14 protein-coding genes are annotated in these 17,547 nt (G+C 73.7%); 3 read left to right on the forward strand and 11 right to left on the reverse strand.

All coding sequences use genetic code 11. From position 1 onward, the window contains the following. Positions 1-369: 369 nt before the first annotated feature. The 6 genes from cobT to AB0G74_RS00140 all read right to left on the reverse strand — a co-directional run bounded on the left by cobT (position 370) and on the right by AB0G74_RS00140 (position 10,028). Positions 370-4,356 carry a nicotinate-nucleotide--dimethylbenzimidazole phosphoribosyltransferase gene (gene cobT / locus AB0G74_RS00115; RefSeq protein WP_361138408.1) on the reverse strand — a complete coding sequence of 1,329 codons (3,987 nt, stop codon included), beginning with the start codon at positions 4,354-4,356 and terminating at the stop codon, positions 370-372. A gap of 344 nt (positions 4,357-4,700) precedes the next feature. Continuing rightward, positions 4,701-5,981, reverse strand: a complete 1,281-nt coding sequence (gene cbiE / locus AB0G74_RS00120; RefSeq protein WP_361138411.1) for a precorrin-6y C5,15-methyltransferase (decarboxylating) subunit CbiE — start codon at positions 5,979-5,981, stop codon at positions 4,701-4,703. Positions 5,982-6,216: 235 nt separating this feature from the next. Continuing rightward, complete coding sequence (locus AB0G74_RS00125; protein WP_361138414.1) at positions 6,217-6,843, reverse strand: GNAT family N-acetyltransferase; 627 nt, start codon at positions 6,841-6,843, stop codon at positions 6,217-6,219. A 216-nt stretch (positions 6,844-7,059) separates the two neighbouring features. Then, positions 7,060-7,896 (reverse strand): MetQ/NlpA family ABC transporter substrate-binding protein, encoded by an 837-nt coding sequence (locus AB0G74_RS00130; protein WP_361138416.1) that lies wholly within the window; start codon positions 7,894-7,896, stop codon positions 7,060-7,062. Between the two features lie 240 nt (positions 7,897-8,136). Continuing rightward, a complete protein-coding gene (locus tag AB0G74_RS00135) occupies positions 8,137-8,937 on the reverse strand; it encodes a methionine ABC transporter permease (RefSeq protein ID WP_361138418.1) in 801 nt (266 codons plus the stop codon). Then, a complete protein-coding gene (locus tag AB0G74_RS00140; protein WP_361138421.1) occupies positions 8,934-10,028 on the reverse strand; it encodes an ATP-binding cassette domain-containing protein in 1,095 nt (364 codons plus the stop codon). Before AB0G74_RS00140 ends, AB0G74_RS00135 begins: the two co-directional genes overlap by 4 nt. Positions 10,029-10,779: 751 nt before the next feature. Between AB0G74_RS00140 and AB0G74_RS00145 the strand changes: the two genes are divergently transcribed. Both AB0G74_RS00145 and AB0G74_RS00150 read left to right on the forward strand, forming a co-directional pair. Then, positions 10,780-11,139 carry a hypothetical protein gene (locus AB0G74_RS00145; protein WP_361138424.1) on the forward strand — a complete coding sequence of 120 codons (360 nt, stop codon included), beginning with the start codon at positions 10,780-10,782 and terminating at the stop codon, positions 11,137-11,139. Between the two features lie 2 nt (positions 11,140-11,141). Then, entirely contained in the window at positions 11,142-11,633 is a 492-nt protein-coding gene (locus tag AB0G74_RS00150; protein WP_361138426.1) for a hypothetical protein, read from the forward strand. 139 nt (positions 11,634-11,772) lie between these two features. Here AB0G74_RS00150 and AB0G74_RS00155 read toward each other — a convergent pair whose 3' ends face one another. The 3 genes from AB0G74_RS00155 to AB0G74_RS00165 form a co-directional block, all read right to left on the reverse strand. Beyond that, complete coding sequence (locus tag AB0G74_RS00155) at positions 11,773-12,276, reverse strand: GNAT family N-acetyltransferase (protein WP_361138429.1); 504 nt, start codon at positions 12,274-12,276, stop codon at positions 11,773-11,775. 51 nt (positions 12,277-12,327) lie between these two features. Beyond that, on the reverse strand, positions 12,328-12,885 hold the full coding sequence (locus AB0G74_RS00160; RefSeq protein ID WP_361138432.1) for a sigma-70 family RNA polymerase sigma factor: 558 nt from the start codon (positions 12,883-12,885) through the stop codon (positions 12,328-12,330). A gap of 151 nt (positions 12,886-13,036) precedes the next feature. Continuing rightward, positions 13,037-14,257, reverse strand: coding sequence for a glycerophosphodiester phosphodiesterase (locus AB0G74_RS00165; protein ID WP_361138435.1), 1,221 nt, complete (start codon positions 14,255-14,257; stop codon positions 13,037-13,039). A gap of 332 nt (positions 14,258-14,589) precedes the next feature. Between AB0G74_RS00165 and AB0G74_RS00170 the strand changes: the two genes are divergently transcribed. Continuing rightward, positions 14,590-15,300 carry a lysophospholipid acyltransferase family protein gene (locus AB0G74_RS00170; RefSeq protein WP_361138928.1) on the forward strand — a complete coding sequence of 237 codons (711 nt, stop codon included), beginning with the start codon at positions 14,590-14,592 and terminating at the stop codon, positions 15,298-15,300. A gap of 84 nt (positions 15,301-15,384) precedes the next feature. On the opposite strand, the gene AB0G74_RS00175 is transcribed toward AB0G74_RS00170, so the two are convergent. Both AB0G74_RS00175 and AB0G74_RS00180 read right to left on the reverse strand, forming a co-directional pair. Beyond that, positions 15,385-16,932, reverse strand: coding sequence for an MFS transporter (locus AB0G74_RS00175; RefSeq protein ID WP_361138439.1), 1,548 nt, complete (start codon positions 16,930-16,932; stop codon positions 15,385-15,387). Further along, on the reverse strand, positions 16,929-17,483 hold the full coding sequence (locus AB0G74_RS00180; RefSeq protein WP_361138442.1) for a helix-turn-helix domain-containing protein: 555 nt from the start codon (positions 17,481-17,483) through the stop codon (positions 16,929-16,931). The genes AB0G74_RS00175 and AB0G74_RS00180 overlap by 4 nt, the downstream gene beginning before the upstream one ends. Positions 17,484-17,547 lie beyond the last annotated feature (64 nt).

Genomic DNA, 17,547 nt, shown 5'->3' on the forward strand with positions numbered 1-17,547 from the left:
CTCCCTGGGCGCGGCGGTGGACGGGACGGTCCGGCACGGGCGGAACGACGATCGGAGCGCGGCGGCTCCGGCGCTGCTCCGGCGGGATGTGTACCGGCTAACTGTACGGTGCCGCCTTTCGCCCGCGATACGGCGAGCGGCCGACATCACAGCAGGTCACGACGGTCGGCGGAGCGCTCCCCCGGTATGCGCCGGGCCGGTCGGCCCACTCGCGGGGCCCGGCCGCGGCCCCGGACGGCGCGGGGGGTACGGCCCGGTTCCCGGCGGATCCGGCGAGTGCCGGGGCGGACGGGCGGGCGGACGGCCGTGACGGGCGGCGGGCGCGGGGCGGGCGCCGGTACCGGTGGTACGGGCGACCGCCCCGGGCCGCTACTTCTCGGTGACCCCGGCGGAGTCGAAGGTCGCCACCTCGTGCATGGCGCGGGCCGCGCTCTGGACGACCGGGAGCGCCAGCAGCGCGCCGGTGCCCTCGCCGAGCCGGAGGTCGAGGTCGACCAGGGGGCGGAGGCCGAGCTTGGTGAGCGCCGCGACATGGCCGGGCTCGGCGCTGCGGTGTCCGGCGATGCACGCCGACAGCGCCTCGGGCGCGATGGCCCGGGCGACCAGGGCGGCGGCTCCGGCGGAGACCCCGTCGAGGACGACGGGGGTCCGCAGGGACGCGCCGCCGAGGATCAGGCCCACGGTCGCCGCGTGCTCCAGACCGCCGAAGGCGGCGAGGACGCCGATCGGGTCGGCCGGGTCGGGGGCGTGCAGTTCGAGACCGCGACGGACGACATCGATCTTGCGGGCGTGCGTCTCGTCGTTGATCCCGGTACCGCGGCCGGTGATCTCGGCCGGGTCGCCACCGGTGTAGACGCAGATCAGGGCGGCCGACACGGTGGTGTTGGCGATGCCCATCTCTCCGGTGAGCAGGGCCTTGTTACCCGCGGCGACCAGGTCGCGGGCGGTCTCGACGCCGACCTCGATCGCCGCCACGACCTCCTCACGGGTGAGGGCGGGCCCGGCGGTGAAGTCGGCGGTACCGGCACGGACCTTGCGGGGCAGCAGCCCCGACCGGGCGGGCAGTTCGGACGCCACGCCGACGTCGACCACACAGACCTCGGCGCCGACCTGGGTGGCGAAGGCGTTGACCACCGCTCCCCCGGCCAGGAAGTTGGTCACCATCTGGGCGGTGACCTCCTGCGGCCAGGCGGTCACGCCCTGGGCGTGGACGCCGTGGTCGCCCGCGAAGACCGCGACGGCGGCGGGCTCCGGGATCGGCGGCGGGCACATCCGGGACAAGCCGCTGAGCTGGGCGGAGATGATCTCCAGCATGCCGAGGGCGCCCGCGGGCTTGGTCATCCGCTTCTGCCGCTCCCACGCCTCGCCGAGCGCCTTGGCGTCGAGCGGGCGGATCGCGGCGACGGTCTCCTGGAGGAGGTCGTGCGGTTCGGCGCCGGGCAGGACCCGGCGGCCGTACGTCTCCTCGTGGACCACCCAGGAGAGGGGGCGGCGCTTCGACCAGCCCGCCTGGACCAGCTCGGGCTCCTCGGGGAACTCGTCGACATAGCCGACGCAGAGGTAGGCGACGACCTCCAGATGCTCCGGCAGTCCGAGGGCGCGGACCATCTCGCGCTCGTCGAAGAAGCTGACCCAGCCGACGCCGAGCCCCTCGGCCCGGGCGGCGAGCCACAGGTTCTCGACGGCGAGGGCGGAGGAGTAGGGGGCCATCTGCGGCTGAGTGTGCCGGCCCAGGGTGTGGCGTCCGCCTCGCGTCGGGTCGGCGGTGACCACGATATTGACCGGGGTGTCGAGGATGGCCTCGATCTTCAGTTCCTTGAACTGCTTGGCCCGCGCCTTGGGGAGGGACTTGGCGTAGGCGTCGCGCTGCCGCTCGGCCAGTTCGTGCATGGTGGCACGGGTCTCGGCGGAGCGGATGACGACGAAGTCCCAGGGCTGGGAGTGGCCGACGCTGGGCGCGGTGTGGGCCGCCTCCAGGACGCGCAGCAGCACATCGTGCGGGATGGGGTCGTCGCGGAAGCCGTTGCGGATGTCGCGGCGCTCACGCATCACCTTCAGCACGGCTTCGCGCTCGGCGTCGTCGTAACCGGGGGCGGGCGGCGTCTGCCGGACGGCGGGGACCACGGGCTCCCCGGCCGTGGCCTCCTCGGCCGTGTCTTGCCCGGCCGTGGCCTCTTCGGCGGCGGGCTCGGCAACGGCCCGGGGCGCGGGGGCGGCCCCGGTCTCCGCCACGGCCTCGGGCCCGGCGGGCGCTACCGCTTCGGCGGGCTCGGCGGGTGTCTCGGCTTCGGGCGCCGCCTCAGCCGGGGCGTCGGCGGTGGCGGGCTCGGCTTCGATCGTCTCGGGCACGGCCTCGGTGGCGGTGGCGGCATCGGCGGCCGGTGCCTCGGGACCGGCTTCGGCCGGGAGCGGCTCCGGCGCGGTCGCGCCGACCGCCGCGACGGTCTCGGCGGGCGGCCCGGCGGCAACGGCGGTGACGGTCACGGGTGCGGCGTCGGCATCGGCATCGGTCGGGACAGCCTCGGCCGGTGCTTCCGCGGCGGGCTCCGCGACCTCCGCGGACGCCGGAGCCTCCGTGGCCTCCGGGCTCTCCGGAGCAGGGGCTTCGGCCGGTGTCCCGGCCGCGACGGGCGCGGACTCCGGACCGTCGGGGGCCACCGCTTCGAGGTCCGTCGCGGGTTCGGCGGCGGGCTGCGGCGACTGCGGTACGGCCGCCTCGGCCTCCTGGACCGGCTGCTCTGCGGCGGCCTCGGCGGCGACCTCTTCGGCGGCTACGGGAGCCCCGGGCTCGGCCGCCTCGGCAGGCGCCTCGGCCTGCGGGGCGACGGGCGCATCGGGGGCGGCCGTCGCCATGGGCGCGGCGGACTCGACCGAGACGGTCTCGGGCACCTCGGCGGGGGTCTCAATAATCTCGGCGGACTCGGCGGACTCGGCGGTCTCACCGGTCGCGTCGGCCCCGTCGGCCGTACCGGCAGAGGGTGCTTCGACGGCTTCGGCGGCCCCGTCGGCGGCCACCGGAGCCCCGGCCTGCTGCTCGGGCGCGTCCTCGACAGGCGGCACCGGCTCGGCGGCCTCGGCCACCTCGGGGGCGGCCACCGGAGCGACAGGTTCGGCGACCGGCGCCGACCCGGCCGCCTCGGCGGGTGCTATGGCCTCGGCGGGCATCGCGGGCGCCTCGGCCGCTGCGTCCGGCGCCACGACCCCAGCCGCCACCGGCTCCGGCCCCGGCTGGTCCGGCGCCACGGACTGCGGCGGTACTGCGTCCCAGGGCACACCGGCCTGCGGCGGGATCTCGGCGAGCTGGGGCCCGGGCAGGGGCGCCTCGTCGCGCGGTACGTCCAGATACTCGGGGCCCAGCGTCGGCGGGCCGGAGTTGGGCTGCGCGGTCAGCGGATGCGGGGCGACTCCGGCCGGGCCCCGGTCGGCCAGGGACCGCACCACACCGGTGGAGTGGTCCGGCACCGGCGGGCCCATGTGCAGGGGGCGCCGTCCGGGCGGCGGGGTCGGGGTCGCGGACCCCGGCGGGAAGCCGGGCGCGGACTGCTCGCCCTGCGGGCCCGGTACGAACGCTTCGGCGGGGACGGCGTCGGCCGCCGCCGGTACCCCGGTCTCCGCACCGGCCGCGGCCTCCGCCGCCTCAGCGGGGATCCCCGGCTGCTCGGGCGCGGCGCCCTGGTTCTGCTGCGGCATCTGCTCCTGCCCCTGCTGCTCCGGCGCGGGCGCGGCCACGGGCGCTCCGGCGGCGGACGGATCGACGGCGGCGGGGGCCTCGGCCACCACCTGTATGGAAGGCGCGCCGGGGCCCGCCGGTACGGCGGACTCGGGGCTCCCCAGATCGGTCGGGGCCACCAGCCCGGGCGCGGTCACCACACCCACCTGCGGCAGGTCGCCGGGGACGGGTGCCTGGAGCGGCCCGGCGTCCGGAGCCGTACCGTCGGCGGCCGAACGGGGCGCGGGCACGGCGGCCGGCACGGCTTCGGCGCCCTCGGCTCCGTACGGTCCGGGCTGCGGAACCCCGGCCACCGGGACCTGTCCCGGCGGACCGGCGGGTCCGGCGGCGGGTCCGGGGCCGGGCTGGGCGACCTGTACGGCCGTCGGCGGCTGGGCCGGGGACGGCTGCTGGCCGCCCGGCGCGGACTGCGGGTCGACCCATGCGCCCTGCGCGCCCGGCATCAGCAGCAGATCGTCGTCGGTGTGCGCCGCGCGCGCGGACCGGACCGCCATGGCGGGCTCGGCCGGACGCGGACCGGAGGGGTCGAGGGCGGTGTACGCGTCGGGGCCGGGCACGCCCGGCCGGTCCACCACGCCTGCGTTCTCCGGCAGCCCCTCGACCGGGATCTGGCCGGTGTCGGTCATGCGTACCCCTCGCCCCATCGCTTGTGATCCTTCGCCCATCCGCCCGGACACCTGTTCGCCGGTGCGCCGCGCGACCGCCCGTCAACGAGAACGAGCGCGCGCGCCGCGCGGCACGACGGCCCACGGACTTCCAGCATTCTCGCGGCCGTTCGCGGCCCTACCGGTCGGTTCCGGCACGGACTGCTGTGGGCTGCGCCACGTTGCGCGTCCCCCGGTTACGGCGTACCACAAACCGGAGCCAATACGACACTCGATTTCCGGTGATCCGGGGCGGTGCCGATCGGATTGTCGGCTCGTCCCGGTGCGGTACGACGGTCGGTCAGCCTACCTCGCGCGACTGACAATCATGGTCGCGGGGCACGCTCCGGCAACCGTCCCGACACCAGGAAGACGACCGCCCGTTCCCGTTCCGACCAGCCCCGCGGGTCGAACGCGACGGACTGCGCGAAGACGCACTCCACCTCGTAGCCACCGGCCGCGAGGGCCGCCGCGACGGCCTCGGCGCCGTCCCGGGTGACGGCATGGGTGACGATCCGCTCGGGCCGCCGGTCGGCACATGCCTCGACGGTCCTGGCGCCGCCGCCGCCGATCCGTACGACATCGGGTTCGGGCAGCCGCTCCAGTACTTGCGGGGCGCGTCCGTTCACGATCTGGATCCGGGCCCCGGCCCGCCGGGCGGCCGCGTCGGTACGGGCGCAGGCGCCGGGGTCGGCGTCGACCGCGATCACGGCCGCGCCGAAGCGGGCGGCGTCGACGGCGAGCAGTCCGGCGCCGCAGCCGACGTCCCAGACGAGATCGCCTTCGCGCGGTCCGAGCCGGGCCAGTTGGAGGGCGCGCAGGGCCGCGCCCTCGCCCTCGCGCGCCGTGTCGTTCGCCGGGCGGCCGGGGCCCGGTTCCGTACCGGCGGCGGGGCCGGGTCCGGCGTCGTACGCCTCGGGCGGCAGGGCCCAGCCCCGGGCGGCGGGCGGGTAGCCGGGGTCGCGGCCCGCGAGCCAGCCGCCGCCGGGGGCCGGGGAGGTGCCCGAGCCGCCGACCACGACGACCACATTGGGGTCGCGCCAGACGTGGTCGGCGGCCTTGTCGGAGGTGACGACGGTGACCCGTTCCCGTTCGGTGCCCAGCTCCTCGCAGATCACGAAGGTGCGGTGGACGCCTTCGAGGAGCAGGGCGAGTTCCGCCGGACCCGCGCCGGGCGAGGTGAGGACGGCGACCTTGGGGTGGGCCCGGCAGATGTTCACCGCGCGGCGCAGATCGCGGGGGTGGGCGACCACGATCCGGGCGTCGTCCCAGGGCATGCCCGCCCGGGCGAAGGCGGCGGCGACGGCGGAGACGGCGGGGACCACCTCGACTTCCAGGCCGTGTTCGGGGGCGCGCAGGGTGCGGACGACACCGAAGAAGCCGGGGTCGCCGTCGGCGAGGACCACGGCGCTGCCCCGGTGCCCGGCGATCCGGCGGGCGGCGAGCGAGACGCTGCCGAGCCGGATCCGTTCGGCGGTGCCGGGGACTTCGGGGAGGGCCAGATGGTGGGCGGCCCCGGCCACCAGGGTGGCGGCGGAGAGGGCGGAGCGGGCCGCGGCGGTGAGGGGTGAGCCGTCCCAGCCGATCACCGTGACGCGGTCGGCCATGGTCGTCAGTCTCCTGGGGTTCGTCGCAGGCGGGAGGGGGTGCTCCGGGCCGGGGCCACCGGCGGGCGGGGCGAGGGCGGCGGCTCGGGGCGGGGCACCTATTGAACCAGTGGGGACACTGAATCAGCCGGGGGTGCGGCCGTCCACCGGACGATCGCGTTCCGGCACGGCTCCCCGGGACGGGGCCGTCGTCCGGGGCCGGGCTCGGCGGGAGTCGGGTTCGTCCGGGGCCGGGTCAGCTCCAGTCGGCGTAGCCGGACTCGGCGGATCCGTCGGTCACGCCGTCCAGGTCCTCGGGGAGCAGGCTCCAGACGATCAGATCGGTCCGCTGGTCGGCCCAGCCGCCGTCCTCCGTCCGGGCCCGGACGATCCAGGCGTTGCGGAGCACGCCTTCGCTGATGCCGCCGATCTTCTGGGCCACCTGCTGGGAGGCGGTGTTGTCGGCGGCGGTGCGCAGTTCGAGACGTTCGAAGTCACGGTCGCGGAAGAGCCACTTGGCGACGGCGAGTACGGATTCGGTGGCGTATCCCTCGCCGCGGGCCCAGGGGGCGACGGCGTACGCGGCCTCGGTGGCGCGGACCCGCCAGTCGGTGTTCTTCAGCCGTACGGTGCCGACCAGCCGCTGGGTCAGGAACTCGGTGACGGCGAAGACGATGCCCCGGCCCTCGGCGCGCTGCGCGGGCGCTATCTCCCGGATCCACTTCTCGGCGTCGGCGCGGGTGAAGGGGTGGGGTACGGGGGTCCAGGCGGTGACCGTCTCGTCGTTCATCATCTCGGTGTACGCCGGGATGTCGGCCTCCTCGAAGGGCCGCAGCACCAGTCGCTCCGTACTGATGGACACGTCCGGAAAGGTGGTAGTCATGCGCCGCTCCGTAACCATGGCCTGTGGGGAACAGGCGACCAGTGGCCTGCCGAAAGGCCCAGCATGCAGCATGGGCCGTCCGGGTGGCACCACGGGGGGCGGGGCGGACGGCGGCGGCCCCGCACCCGTGGGGGTGCGGGGCCGCGCCGGTGCCGTACGGGCCTTGCGGCCCCGGTCCGGCCGCCGGGCGGCGGACCGCGACGGTCGCGGGCCGGATCAGAAGGCGGGGATGACCGAGCCGTCGTACTTGTCCTCGATGAACTTCTTCACCTCGGGCGAGGTGAGCAGCTCGGCGAGCTTCACGACCCGCGGGTCCTTCTCGCTGCCCTCCTTCACGGCGAGGAAGTTGCCGTAGGGGTTGTTCTCGGCGGACTCCAGCACCAGGGAGTCGTTCTTGGGGCTGAGCTTGGACTGCACCGCGTAGTTGCCGTTGATGACGGCCGCGTCGACGTCGCCGAGGGCGCGGGGGACGGCCGCGGCCTCCAGCTCCTTGAACTTGATCTTCTTCGGGTTCTCGGCGATGTCCTTGGGCGTGGCCTCGCTGCCGGTGCCCGGCTTCAGCTTGATCAGGCCGTTCTGCTCCAGCAGCTTGAGGGCGCGGGCCTCGTTGGTGGTGTCGTTGGGCAGGGCGATCGTGGCGCCGTCCTTGAGGTCGGCGAGCTTGTCGGCCTTCTTCGAGTACAGGCCCAGCGGCTCCAGGTGGACGGTGGCGACCGGCACGATGGTCGTCTTGTTCTTCTTGTTGAAGTCGTCCAGGTACGGCTTGTGCTGGAAGAAGTTGGCGCCGACCTCGCCGCTCTGGGTGGCGGTGTTCGGGGTGACGTAGTCGGCGAACTCGCGGATGTCCAGCTTGAGGTCGGCCTTGGCGGCCAGCTCGTCCTTGACGAAGCCGAGGATCTCGGCGTGCGGGACGGAGCTGGCGGCGATCACCAGCGGCTTGGCCGGATCGGCACCCGCGCCGGTCTTGTTCTCCTCCTTGCCGCAGGCGCTGAGGCCGAGGGTGAGGGCTCCGACGGCGAGGACGGCGGTCGTGATCTTGGCAGTGTTACGCACGAAAAGTGCCTTTCTCCATGGGTGGTGCGATGGCGCCCCGGCGGGGCGCCGCAGAGGGAAAGCTCTGGGGCTGATGAGGCTGGTGTGACCTCAGCGGCCGTATGGATCTCTATGGCTTGTGTGGTTTATGTGACCGATGTGGCTGGTGTGACTTGTGAGACCAAGGGGTCCCCGGGAGCCACCGCCGGGCGGTTCACCGGAGGCCGACCGGGCCTCCGGCGGCCTCGCGGTGGTGGTCGCTCAGTCGGCCTTCAGGGGGCGGGCGGGGGCGGTCGCGGCGGCGGCACCGGTGGCGTCGAGCGCGGCCGTGGTGTTCCCGACCGCCAGCGCGTCGGCGGTCCGGCCCGACCTCAGCAGCCGCAGCCGGGGCGCGGGGCCCCCGCGCCCGCGCCGGTGCAGGCTGCGGGCCGCGTAGTCCCCGGCGAACTGGAGGACGGCGATGGCGACGGCGAGCACGGCGACCGTGATCCACATCATCTGCGGGTCGAAGCGCTGATAGCCGTAGCGGATGGCGATGTCGCCGAGTCCGCCCGCGCCGACCGTCCCGGCCATGGCCGAGTAGCCGATCAGGGCGACGACCGTGGTGGTGGCCCCGGCGATCAGGGACGGCAGCGACTCGGGCACGAGGACCTTGCGGACCACGGTCCAGGTGCCGCCGCCCATCGACTGCACGGCCTCCACCAGCCCGCCGTCGACCTCGCGGACCGAGGTCTCCACCAGCCGGGCGAAGAACGGGATGGCACCGATCGCCAGCGGGACGATCGCACCCTCACGGCCGATGGTGGTGCCGGTGATCGCCCGGGTGAAGGGCATCAGGGCGACCAGCAGGATGATGAACGGCATCGAGCGGGTGACGTTGACGATCTGGCCGACCACCTTGTTGACCACCGTATTGGCCAGCAGGGCGCCCTTGTCCGTGAGGACGAGGAGGATGCCCAGCGGCAGTCCGGCGACCACGGCGATCAGGGCGGACCAGCCGACCATGTAGAGCGTGTCCCAGCTCGCCTGCTCCAGCAGCGGCTGCATCTCGGACCAGGTCACCGGGCACCGTCCTTCACCAGGTTCGAAGCGGAGGCGGAGCCGGGCCCGGTGGCGGGCGCGGGTACGGCGGCCGTGGCGGCGGGCGCGGGGTCGTCCGCGACGTCGACCTGGAGGCCCTGTTCGCGCAGGAAGCCGATGGGGACCACGTTCTCCTCGTACCGGCCGGGCAGCTCGATCCGCATCCGGCCGACCTGCTTGCCGCCCACGGTGTCCATGGCGGCACCGAGGATCGAGATGTCGATGTTGTACGTCCGCGAGAGCTGCGAGATCACCGGCTGGGTGGCCGCGTCCCTGTGGAAGGTGACGTCGACGACCGTCCGGTCGTCGCCGGAGGCCCGGCCGCTGACCGGGAAGAGCGCGGCCGCCAGCTGCGAGCCGGGGGTGGCCAGCAGCTCGCTCACGGTGCCCGATTCGACGATCCGGCCGCGCTCCATCAGCGCCGCCGAGTCGCAGACCGACTTCACCACGTCCATCTCATGGGTGATCAGCAGTACCGTCAGTCCGAGCCGCTGGTTGAGATCGCGCAGCAGCTGGAGGATCGAACGGGTGGTCTCCGGGTCGAGGGCGCTGGTGGCCTCGTCGGAGAGGAGCACCTTGGGGTCGCCGGCCAGGGCGCGGGCGATGCCGACCCGCTGCTTCTGGCCGCCGGAGAGCTGGCCGGGGTAGGAGCGGGCCTTGTCGGCGAGGCCGACCAGGTCGAGGAGTTCCAGCGCCTTGCGCTCGCGCTCCCGGCCGGAGAGTCCGAGGATCTCCAGCGGCAGTTCGACATTGCTCCGCACGGTCCGCGAGGAGAGCAGGTTGAAGTGCTGGAAGACCATGCCGATCCGGCTGCGGGCGGCGCGCAGCTCGCGTCCGGCCCGGGGACCCCGGCCGGCCAGCGCCGTCAGCTCCGTCCCGGCCACGGTCACGGTGCCGGAGGTGGGGCGCTCCAGCAGGTTGACGCAGCGGATGAGGGACGACTTGCCCGCGCCGCTCTGGCCGATGACGCCGTAGACCTCGCCCTCCCGGACATGGAGATCGACGCCGTCCAGGGCGGTGATCTCGCGTCCTCGCGAGCGGTAGACCTTGGTCAGGCCCGTTGTGGTGATCACTGGGTTCGTCCGTCACTGTCGAGTGCGCGGCAAGGTCGTCGCCGGGCACGGGATTTCGTCGTCGATCCGTCGGACCGGGTCGGTCCACCGCGAACCGGTGCGGTGCGGTGGCCGTTTCCTCAGGGCGCCGCCGCGTCCGGCCGCACTCCGGCCCGTCCCGGTGTCCCGGGTCGGTGACCCGGGCAGGGGGCGGCGGTGGCACGGTGGTGGTCGCGGGGTGCGCGGGGCAGCCACGGTCCGTTGGTGCGGACGCCGTCGGCTGCGCGGTCTCTCACTTCGGGGCGCGAGGTACGGTCGGGGGCCCTCAGAAGGCGCACATTCGACACAGACAACGAGCACCGGGCGTGGTGTCCGCCTCGGTCGCAGGGCTGCGGTAGCTCGTCGTGGTCATGGCGGTAAGTAAACCAGACACCGTTCCGCGAACAACCCTTCCGTCCGAATAGCGGACACCCGGGTCTTTCCCGTCGGACGCCCACACCTCCCGGCCGAATCCCGTGATCCGGCACTGACCTGCGACAACACCGAGGAGTCCGGATATCGGGGACCCAGTCGGGACGGGCCTTCGCGGCCGGATCCTGTGGTCAAGGACACGATCGGGCCCGGCTCGGACCACGGCGGTACGGGACGGGAGGCGGCGGCGGTACGGGATCGGCGGCCGGGCCACGCGCGCACGGGCGCGCACCGGCCCGCCGGCGGTACGGGCCCGGGGGCGCCCACCGCGGGCCCCGCCCGCCGTAATACGCTCGGGGCCATGCTCGACGCCCTCACGGTCGCGATCTCCGTCACCGCGCTCGCCCTCGCCGCCTGGTGCGGTTACGCCGCCTACCGGGACCAGCCCACGAAGGACTGGCACTTCATCGGCATGGCCGTGGTGACGCTGCTGGCCCTGGCGCAGCTGGTGGTGGGCGTCGTCCGACTGGCGGGCGGGGACGACGCGGGCCAGGGCACCACGATCTTCGTCGCCTATCTGATCGGCGCCTTCGCGACCGTGCCCGCGGCGGGCGTGCTGTCGCTGGGCGAGCGGACCCGCTGGGGTTCGGCGACGGTATCGGCCGGAGCGGTCGTCCTCGCGGTGCTCGAAGTACGGCTCTACGACATCTGGGGAGGCTGACGATGACCGAGCCCACCACGGACCGGGCCGACGCGGCGACCGGCACCACGCGAGGCGCCGCCCCCGGCCCGGCGGCGGCCGACACCCGGCTCGTCCGGGGCCCCGGACTGCTGCTGGTCTGGCTCTACGGCGTGATGTCCGTCGGCGCGGTCTCCCGCTCCGTACTGCACATCCTCACCGACTTCGACGAAGCTCCGCTGGCCCACGGCCTGTCGGCCTTCGCCGCCGTCGTCTACGTCTTCATCACCTACACCCTCGTCCGGGGCGGCGAGACCGCCCGCAAGGCGGGGCTGGTCTGCTGCGCGGCCGAGCTGGCGGGTGTGCTGATCGTCGGCACCTGGACGCTGGTGGACCCGTCCGCCTTCCCGGACTCCACGGTCTGGTCGGGGTACGGCTGGGGCTATGTCTTCCTGCCGGTCCTGCTGCCGGTCACCGGACTGCTGTGGCTGCGCCGGTCGCGGACGCCCGCACCGGCCGCGGCCACCGCCGCCTGACGGCGCGTGCGGTCACCGGCGGGCCCGGCGGAGAGCCGTGATCCGTCCGGCGGCGCGTACCACCGCCGGTCCGCGCCCGTGGGCTCCGGTGCCCGGACAGGACGTGCCGGGCCGGGAGCCCACGGGCGCGGACCGGCGGTCACGCGCTGGTGACGAACGCCCCCGCCGCGGCCTCCTTCTCCAGCCGCACCAGGGTGAGCCGGGGGCCGATCTCCTCACGGGCCACCGGGACATAGCCGTGGCTGCGGTAGAGCGCCAGATTGCCCTCGCTCCGGTGCCCCGTGAAGAGCTGGTACTTCCGCGCCGCGGGCTCCGCCGCGAAATGCGCCTCGATCGCCGCCAGCAGCCGTCCGCCCAGACCGTGCCGCCGCATCCTCGGGTGGACGATCAGCTTGGCGATCAGCGCCGTACCCGCGTCGTCGATCCGGCCGCGTACCGACGCCACCACCTCGTCGCCGAGCCGGGCGACCAGCGCGTGCCCCTCGGCGATCTCGGCCCGCAGGGCGTCCAGCGACTGGGTGAGCGGTTCGATGGCGTAGTCGCCGTACAGCTCCGCCTCGGACTGGTAGCAGAGGTACTGGAGCTTGAGGATCTGCTCCGCGTCCGGCGCCGTCGCCGCTGAGATGGTCACGCTCATGCCCATGCGCGCATGCCTCCCGCTCACCTGTTCCCTGGGATTGTCCGACGGGGCCGTCTAACGCTCCTTTCCCCCATGTTCAGGAGTCGCAACCTCCGCCGCGAGCATTCTGCGCAGACATCCCAGGCATCGGGAACGCTTCGGCCCTAGACTGCCCTGTGAGATATTCAACTCTCCTGCGATTTCACGGTATGTGGGGTCTTGCGATGACAACATCGCGGAAAGCAGCCGTGGACAGTCACCCGGAGTACGGGCTACCGCCGACCGGACCACCCCGGCCGTCAGGGCCCGCAGCGCCGCCGATTCCGTACCCTCCGCCGGATCGGCCGCCCGGTCGGCGGTGAGCGCCCCCTCCCGGACGGCGCGCCGCCTGATCCGCCGGACCTCGGCCCGGACCGCGGCCCGTACCCAGCCCACCGGGTCGCCGGGCGGCCCGGTACCGGCCAGCCGCTCGAACAGCCGCACCCAGACCGCCTGTTCCAGATCCCCGGGTTCGACGGCCGCGCCGGGCGCCTCGGCCCCGGCCTCCGCCGCCAGCAGCGGCCCCAGCGCGCCGACCACCGCCCGCCCGGGATCGTGCCCCGCCCGCCGTACGCCGTCCGAAGTCGGTGTCATGCCCGGCGCAACGCGCCGCCGCCCAGTCCGGTTTCCGGAGGGCGGCGGCATCACCCGTACGGAGCACGGCCCCGGGCCCGTACCGCCGCCCGGGGCCTTCCGTTCCCGCCGAACCGTCGACCGGCCGTCGGACCGTCGATCCGCCGGCTCGTCAGTCGCGGCGGGCGTCCGCGGCGGCCAGCAGGCCCGTGTCCGGGTGGTCGGTGAAGATGCCGTCGATCCCGGTGGCGAAGTAGGCGCGGTACGCGCCGAACACGTCCCCGTACCCGCCGGGCTCGGCCCCCGGGACGCCGTCGCGGTCCCGCCGGAAGTCGGCGGGGAGGAAGGTGTTCTCGTTGCGCAGGGTGTACGGGTGCAGGATCAGGCCCTGCCGATGGGCGTCCCGGACCAGACCGGTCGGGGTGCCGAGCCGCCCGTCGGGGCCCTTCGGGATGACCAGATCCAGCGTCGGGCCGATGCCCTGGGCGTACGAGGCGATCCAGCGCAGGCCCGCCGGGGTGATCAGATCGGCCACCGTCCGGGGGTCACCGGCCTCCACGAAGTCCCACGGCCGGGTCGAGGCACCGGAGAGCAGCACCACCCGGGGCGCGTCCACCAGCCCGGCCAGCCGCCGGATACTCCCCGGCTCGAACGACTGGAGGAAGACCGGCGAGTCCTGACGGTCCCGCCCGTACCGGCGCAGCAGCCGGGCCAGCGGCTCCTCCAGGCCGAGACCGAGCTTCCGGAAGTACGTCGGGTGCTTGGTCTCGGCGTGCAGCCAGACCGGGCGGCCCCGGCGGCGGCCCTCCCGCTCGGCCCACTGGAGTACTTCTTCGAAGGTGGGCACCCGCCAGCGGCCGTCGTACAGGGTGTTGTCGGGGCGGACGGCCGGGATCCGCTCGGTGGCGCGCAGCGTCCGCAGCTCCGCCAGGGTGAAGTCCTCGGTGAACCAGCCCGTGACGGCGGTGCCGTCGATGGTCTTCGTGGTCCGGCGGCCGGCGAACCGGGGGTGGGCGGCGACGTCCGTGGTGCCGGTGATGTCGTTCTCGTGCCGGCAGACGAGGTGCCCGTCCCGGGTCGGCACCAGATCCTGCTCGATCACATGCGCCCCGAGGTCGAGGGCGAGCTGATAGGCGCCGATCGTGTGCTCGGGCCGGTAGCCGCTGGCGCCCCGGTGGGCGATCACCGTGGGGTACGGCAGCCCCCGGTAGCCGCCCCCGCCGCCGCTGCCGCGGCCCTGTCCGCCGAGGCCGTGCGGCGCGGCCTCGCTCCCGGCCGCCCGCGCCGTGCCCGCCGTACCCCCCACCCCGGCCGCCGCGGCGCCGATCGCCGCCGCGCCCAGGACCGTACGCCGTCCGGGTCGGGTGTCCGCTTCCTCCGGCCTCGATGTCATCGGCAGTCCTCCTCTGTCATCCACTGTCATCCGCGGTGTTCCGCCTGCTCACCGGCTCTCTCCGGCGGCCCGACGCTAGGGACCTGGCCCGTCCGGGCGGAGGATCCCCGGCGAACAGCGGCCGAACACCTGTCAACGGGGTGTATCGGCCTGTGTCGAGTCCGTGAACCCGACGTGCGGCGGGGGCCGCGCCGCGAGTATCGTCCTCACCTGCGCGGACCGCGCCGAACCCGGCGCCGCGGCGCGACCGGGCCGGTGAAACCACCGTCCCGGCACCGGAACCACCCGTTCCGGCCGCGCGCCGAACCACCGCCCGACCCGTACCGCCCCAGATCCGACACCGAACAAGGTCACCGCCGGAGGACCCGTTGTCCCGCTTGTCGCTCATCAAGGCCGTCCTCGGACCGTTCCTGCGCCTGATGTTCCGGCCGCGTGTGGAGGGCGCCGACAACATCCCCGGATCCGGCCCCGTCATTCTGGCCGGAAACCATCTGACCTTCATCGACTCGATGGTGCTGCCGCTGGTCTGCTCCCGGCCGGTCTACTTCATCGGCAAGGACGAGTACGTCACCGGAAAGGGAGTCAAGGGCCGGCTGATGGCGTGGTTCTTCACCGGGGTCGGCATGGTCCCCGTCGACCGGGACGGCGCCAACGGCGGGGTCGCCGCCCTCAACACCGGCCGCAGGCTCCTCGAACAGGGCAAGATCTTCGGCATCTATCCCGAGGGCACCCGCTCCCCCGACGGCCGCCTCTACCGGGGGCGGCCCGGGATCGCCCGGCTGACCCTGATGACCGGCGCCCCGGTCGTCCCCTTCGCGATCATCGGGACCGACAAGCTCCAGCCCGGCGGCGCCGGACTGCCCCGGCCCGGCCGGGTGACCGTCCGGTTCGGCTCGGCGATGGAGTTCTCCCGCTACGAGGGCATGGACCGGGACCGCTATGTCCTGCGGGCCGTCACCGACTCGGTGATGGCCGAGGTGATGGCCCTCTCCGGCCAGGAGTACGTCGACATCTACGCCACGAAGGCGAAGAAGGCCGCCTGAACCGGAGATACGGGCTACGAGATACGGCGAGGGCCGGGACCCAGGGGTCCCGGCCCTCGCCGTTGCCGTCATGCCGTCATGCCGTCACGGGTGCTCGATACCGTCCTCCAGGCGCTGGCCCCGCAGCAGGAACCAGGCCGCGACGGCGGTGGTCAGGAGCACCACCGAACCGACCGTGCCCGCCAGATGGAAACCGTCCGTGAAGGCGCTCCGCGCGGCCTCCAGCAGCGCGGCGCCCTGCTCCTGCGGCAGCGCCGCCGTCGCCTCCATCGCACCGCCCAGGGACTCCCTGGCCCCCTCCACGGCTTCGGCGGGCACCCCCTGCGGAGCGGTGAAGTCCCGGTACACCCCGGTCAGGATCGACCCCAGGACGGCGATACCGAGCGCGGCGCCCAGTTCGTACGCCGTCTCCGACACCGCGGACGCGGCACCGGCCTGCTCCTTCGGCACGCTGGAGAGAATCAGATCCGCGGTCACGGCGAAGGCGAACCCGGCCCCGAGACCACCGACGAACAGGGCTACGCCGATCGCCGGGGCGGCGGTGTCCGCGGTCAGTACCGTCGTACCCGCAAGGGCCGCGCCGACCGCCGCGAGTCCGCCCGCCACGGTCCCCCGGACCGAGAACCGCCGGGCCACGAACCCGGCCAGCAGACCGGCGCCCACCGCGCCGATGGCCGCGGGCAGTTCGATCAGACCGGCCTCCAGCGGCGAACGGCCCTGGACCAGCTGGAGGAACTGCGAGAGGAAGAAGACCAGCCCGGAGAGGCCGAGAATGGTCAGCAGATCCGCCACCACGGCGGCGGAGAAGCCCCGGTTGCGGAAGAGCCTGACATCCAGCAGCGGCGACGGCAGGATCAGCTGACGGCGGACGAACCACACCAGGGCGGTGGCCCCGACGGTCCCCGCGAGCAGCGCGCCCGCGGCGAAGCCGTGCACCGCCAGCTCCTTGATCGCATAGACCACGGCGACCAGACCGACCAGGGAGAGCACGACACTGATCGGGTCCCACGGGCCCGGATTCGGGTTACGGGACTCCGGCAGCAGCTTGATACCGACGACCACCAGCAGCGCCATCACCGGCAGATTGATCAGAAAGACCGAACCCCACCAGAAGTGCTCCAGCAGGACACCGCCGACCAGCGGGCCGAGCGCGGCACCCGCGGACGCCGCGGCGCCCCAGATACCGACCGCGAGACTCCGCTCCCGGGGATCGTGGAAGAGATTCCGGATCAGGGCGAGGGTCGAGGGCATCAGGGTCGCACCGGCGACACCCAGCAGGGCCCGGGCGAGGATCATCATCTCCGGGCTGGAGGCATAGGCGTTGAGCAGGGAGACCGCTCCGAACGCCACCGCACCCGTCAGCAGCAGCTTCTTCCGGCCGATCCGGTCACCGAGGCTGCCCATGGTGATCAGCAGACCGGCGATGACGAAGGAGTAGACGTCGCCGATCCACAACAGCTGGGTACCCGAAGGCCGCAGATCCTCACTCAGATAAGGTGTGGCCAGCCCCAGCACGGTAGCGTCGACCGCGACCAGCAGGACGGCCAGTACCAGTACGGCGAGCGCGAGCCAGCGGCCCGGCGCCCGTACGGCCTCCTCCTCCGTCTTCGTCAGCCGAGTCGTACCGGTCATTTCTCCACGCTCCGTCGAATGGCACCGCCGAGCAGCAGCTCGGCGATCACGAATGAATAGTCGTTGGCGGCGATCCGCCCCGACTGGACGGCCCAGGCGCCCGAGCTGATCAGCCCGAACAGGGCCTCGGTGATCCAGACCGCGGTCAGATCGATCCGGAAAGCGCCCTCGTCCTGGCCGCGCTGGACCAGGGCCAGGATGCGGCGCTCCGCGCGATCCCAGCCCTCGTGCACCACCTCGCCCTCGAAGAGCTGGTTCTCGGTGATCAGAAAGGCCAGCAGGGGCGCACACCGCTCGGACTCGTCGATCAGCCGGCGCAGCGCGTCGGCCGCGCCGCCCTCGTCCGGCCGGGCGGCGTCGAGGGCGGTCTCCAGCTCATGGAGCCCGTAGTCCTCCAGCGCCCGGACCAGGGCGTCCCGTCCGGCGAAATGCCGGTGCAGGGTGGCCCGCCCGATACCCGCGGCCCGGGCGACCTCGTCCATGGTCGCGCTCCCCTTACGGGAGAGAAGGGCGGCCGCGGCACGCAGCACCTGTTCACGATCGACAGTCATGAGACAAGCCTAACCGAGATGAGACAGGGATGTCTCATTCGATATGCCGATGCCCCACGTCAGG

This window comes from Streptomyces sp. NPDC020875, assembly GCF_040641415.1.
Taxonomy (GTDB): domain Bacteria; phylum Actinomycetota; class Actinomycetes; order Streptomycetales; family Streptomycetaceae; genus Streptomyces.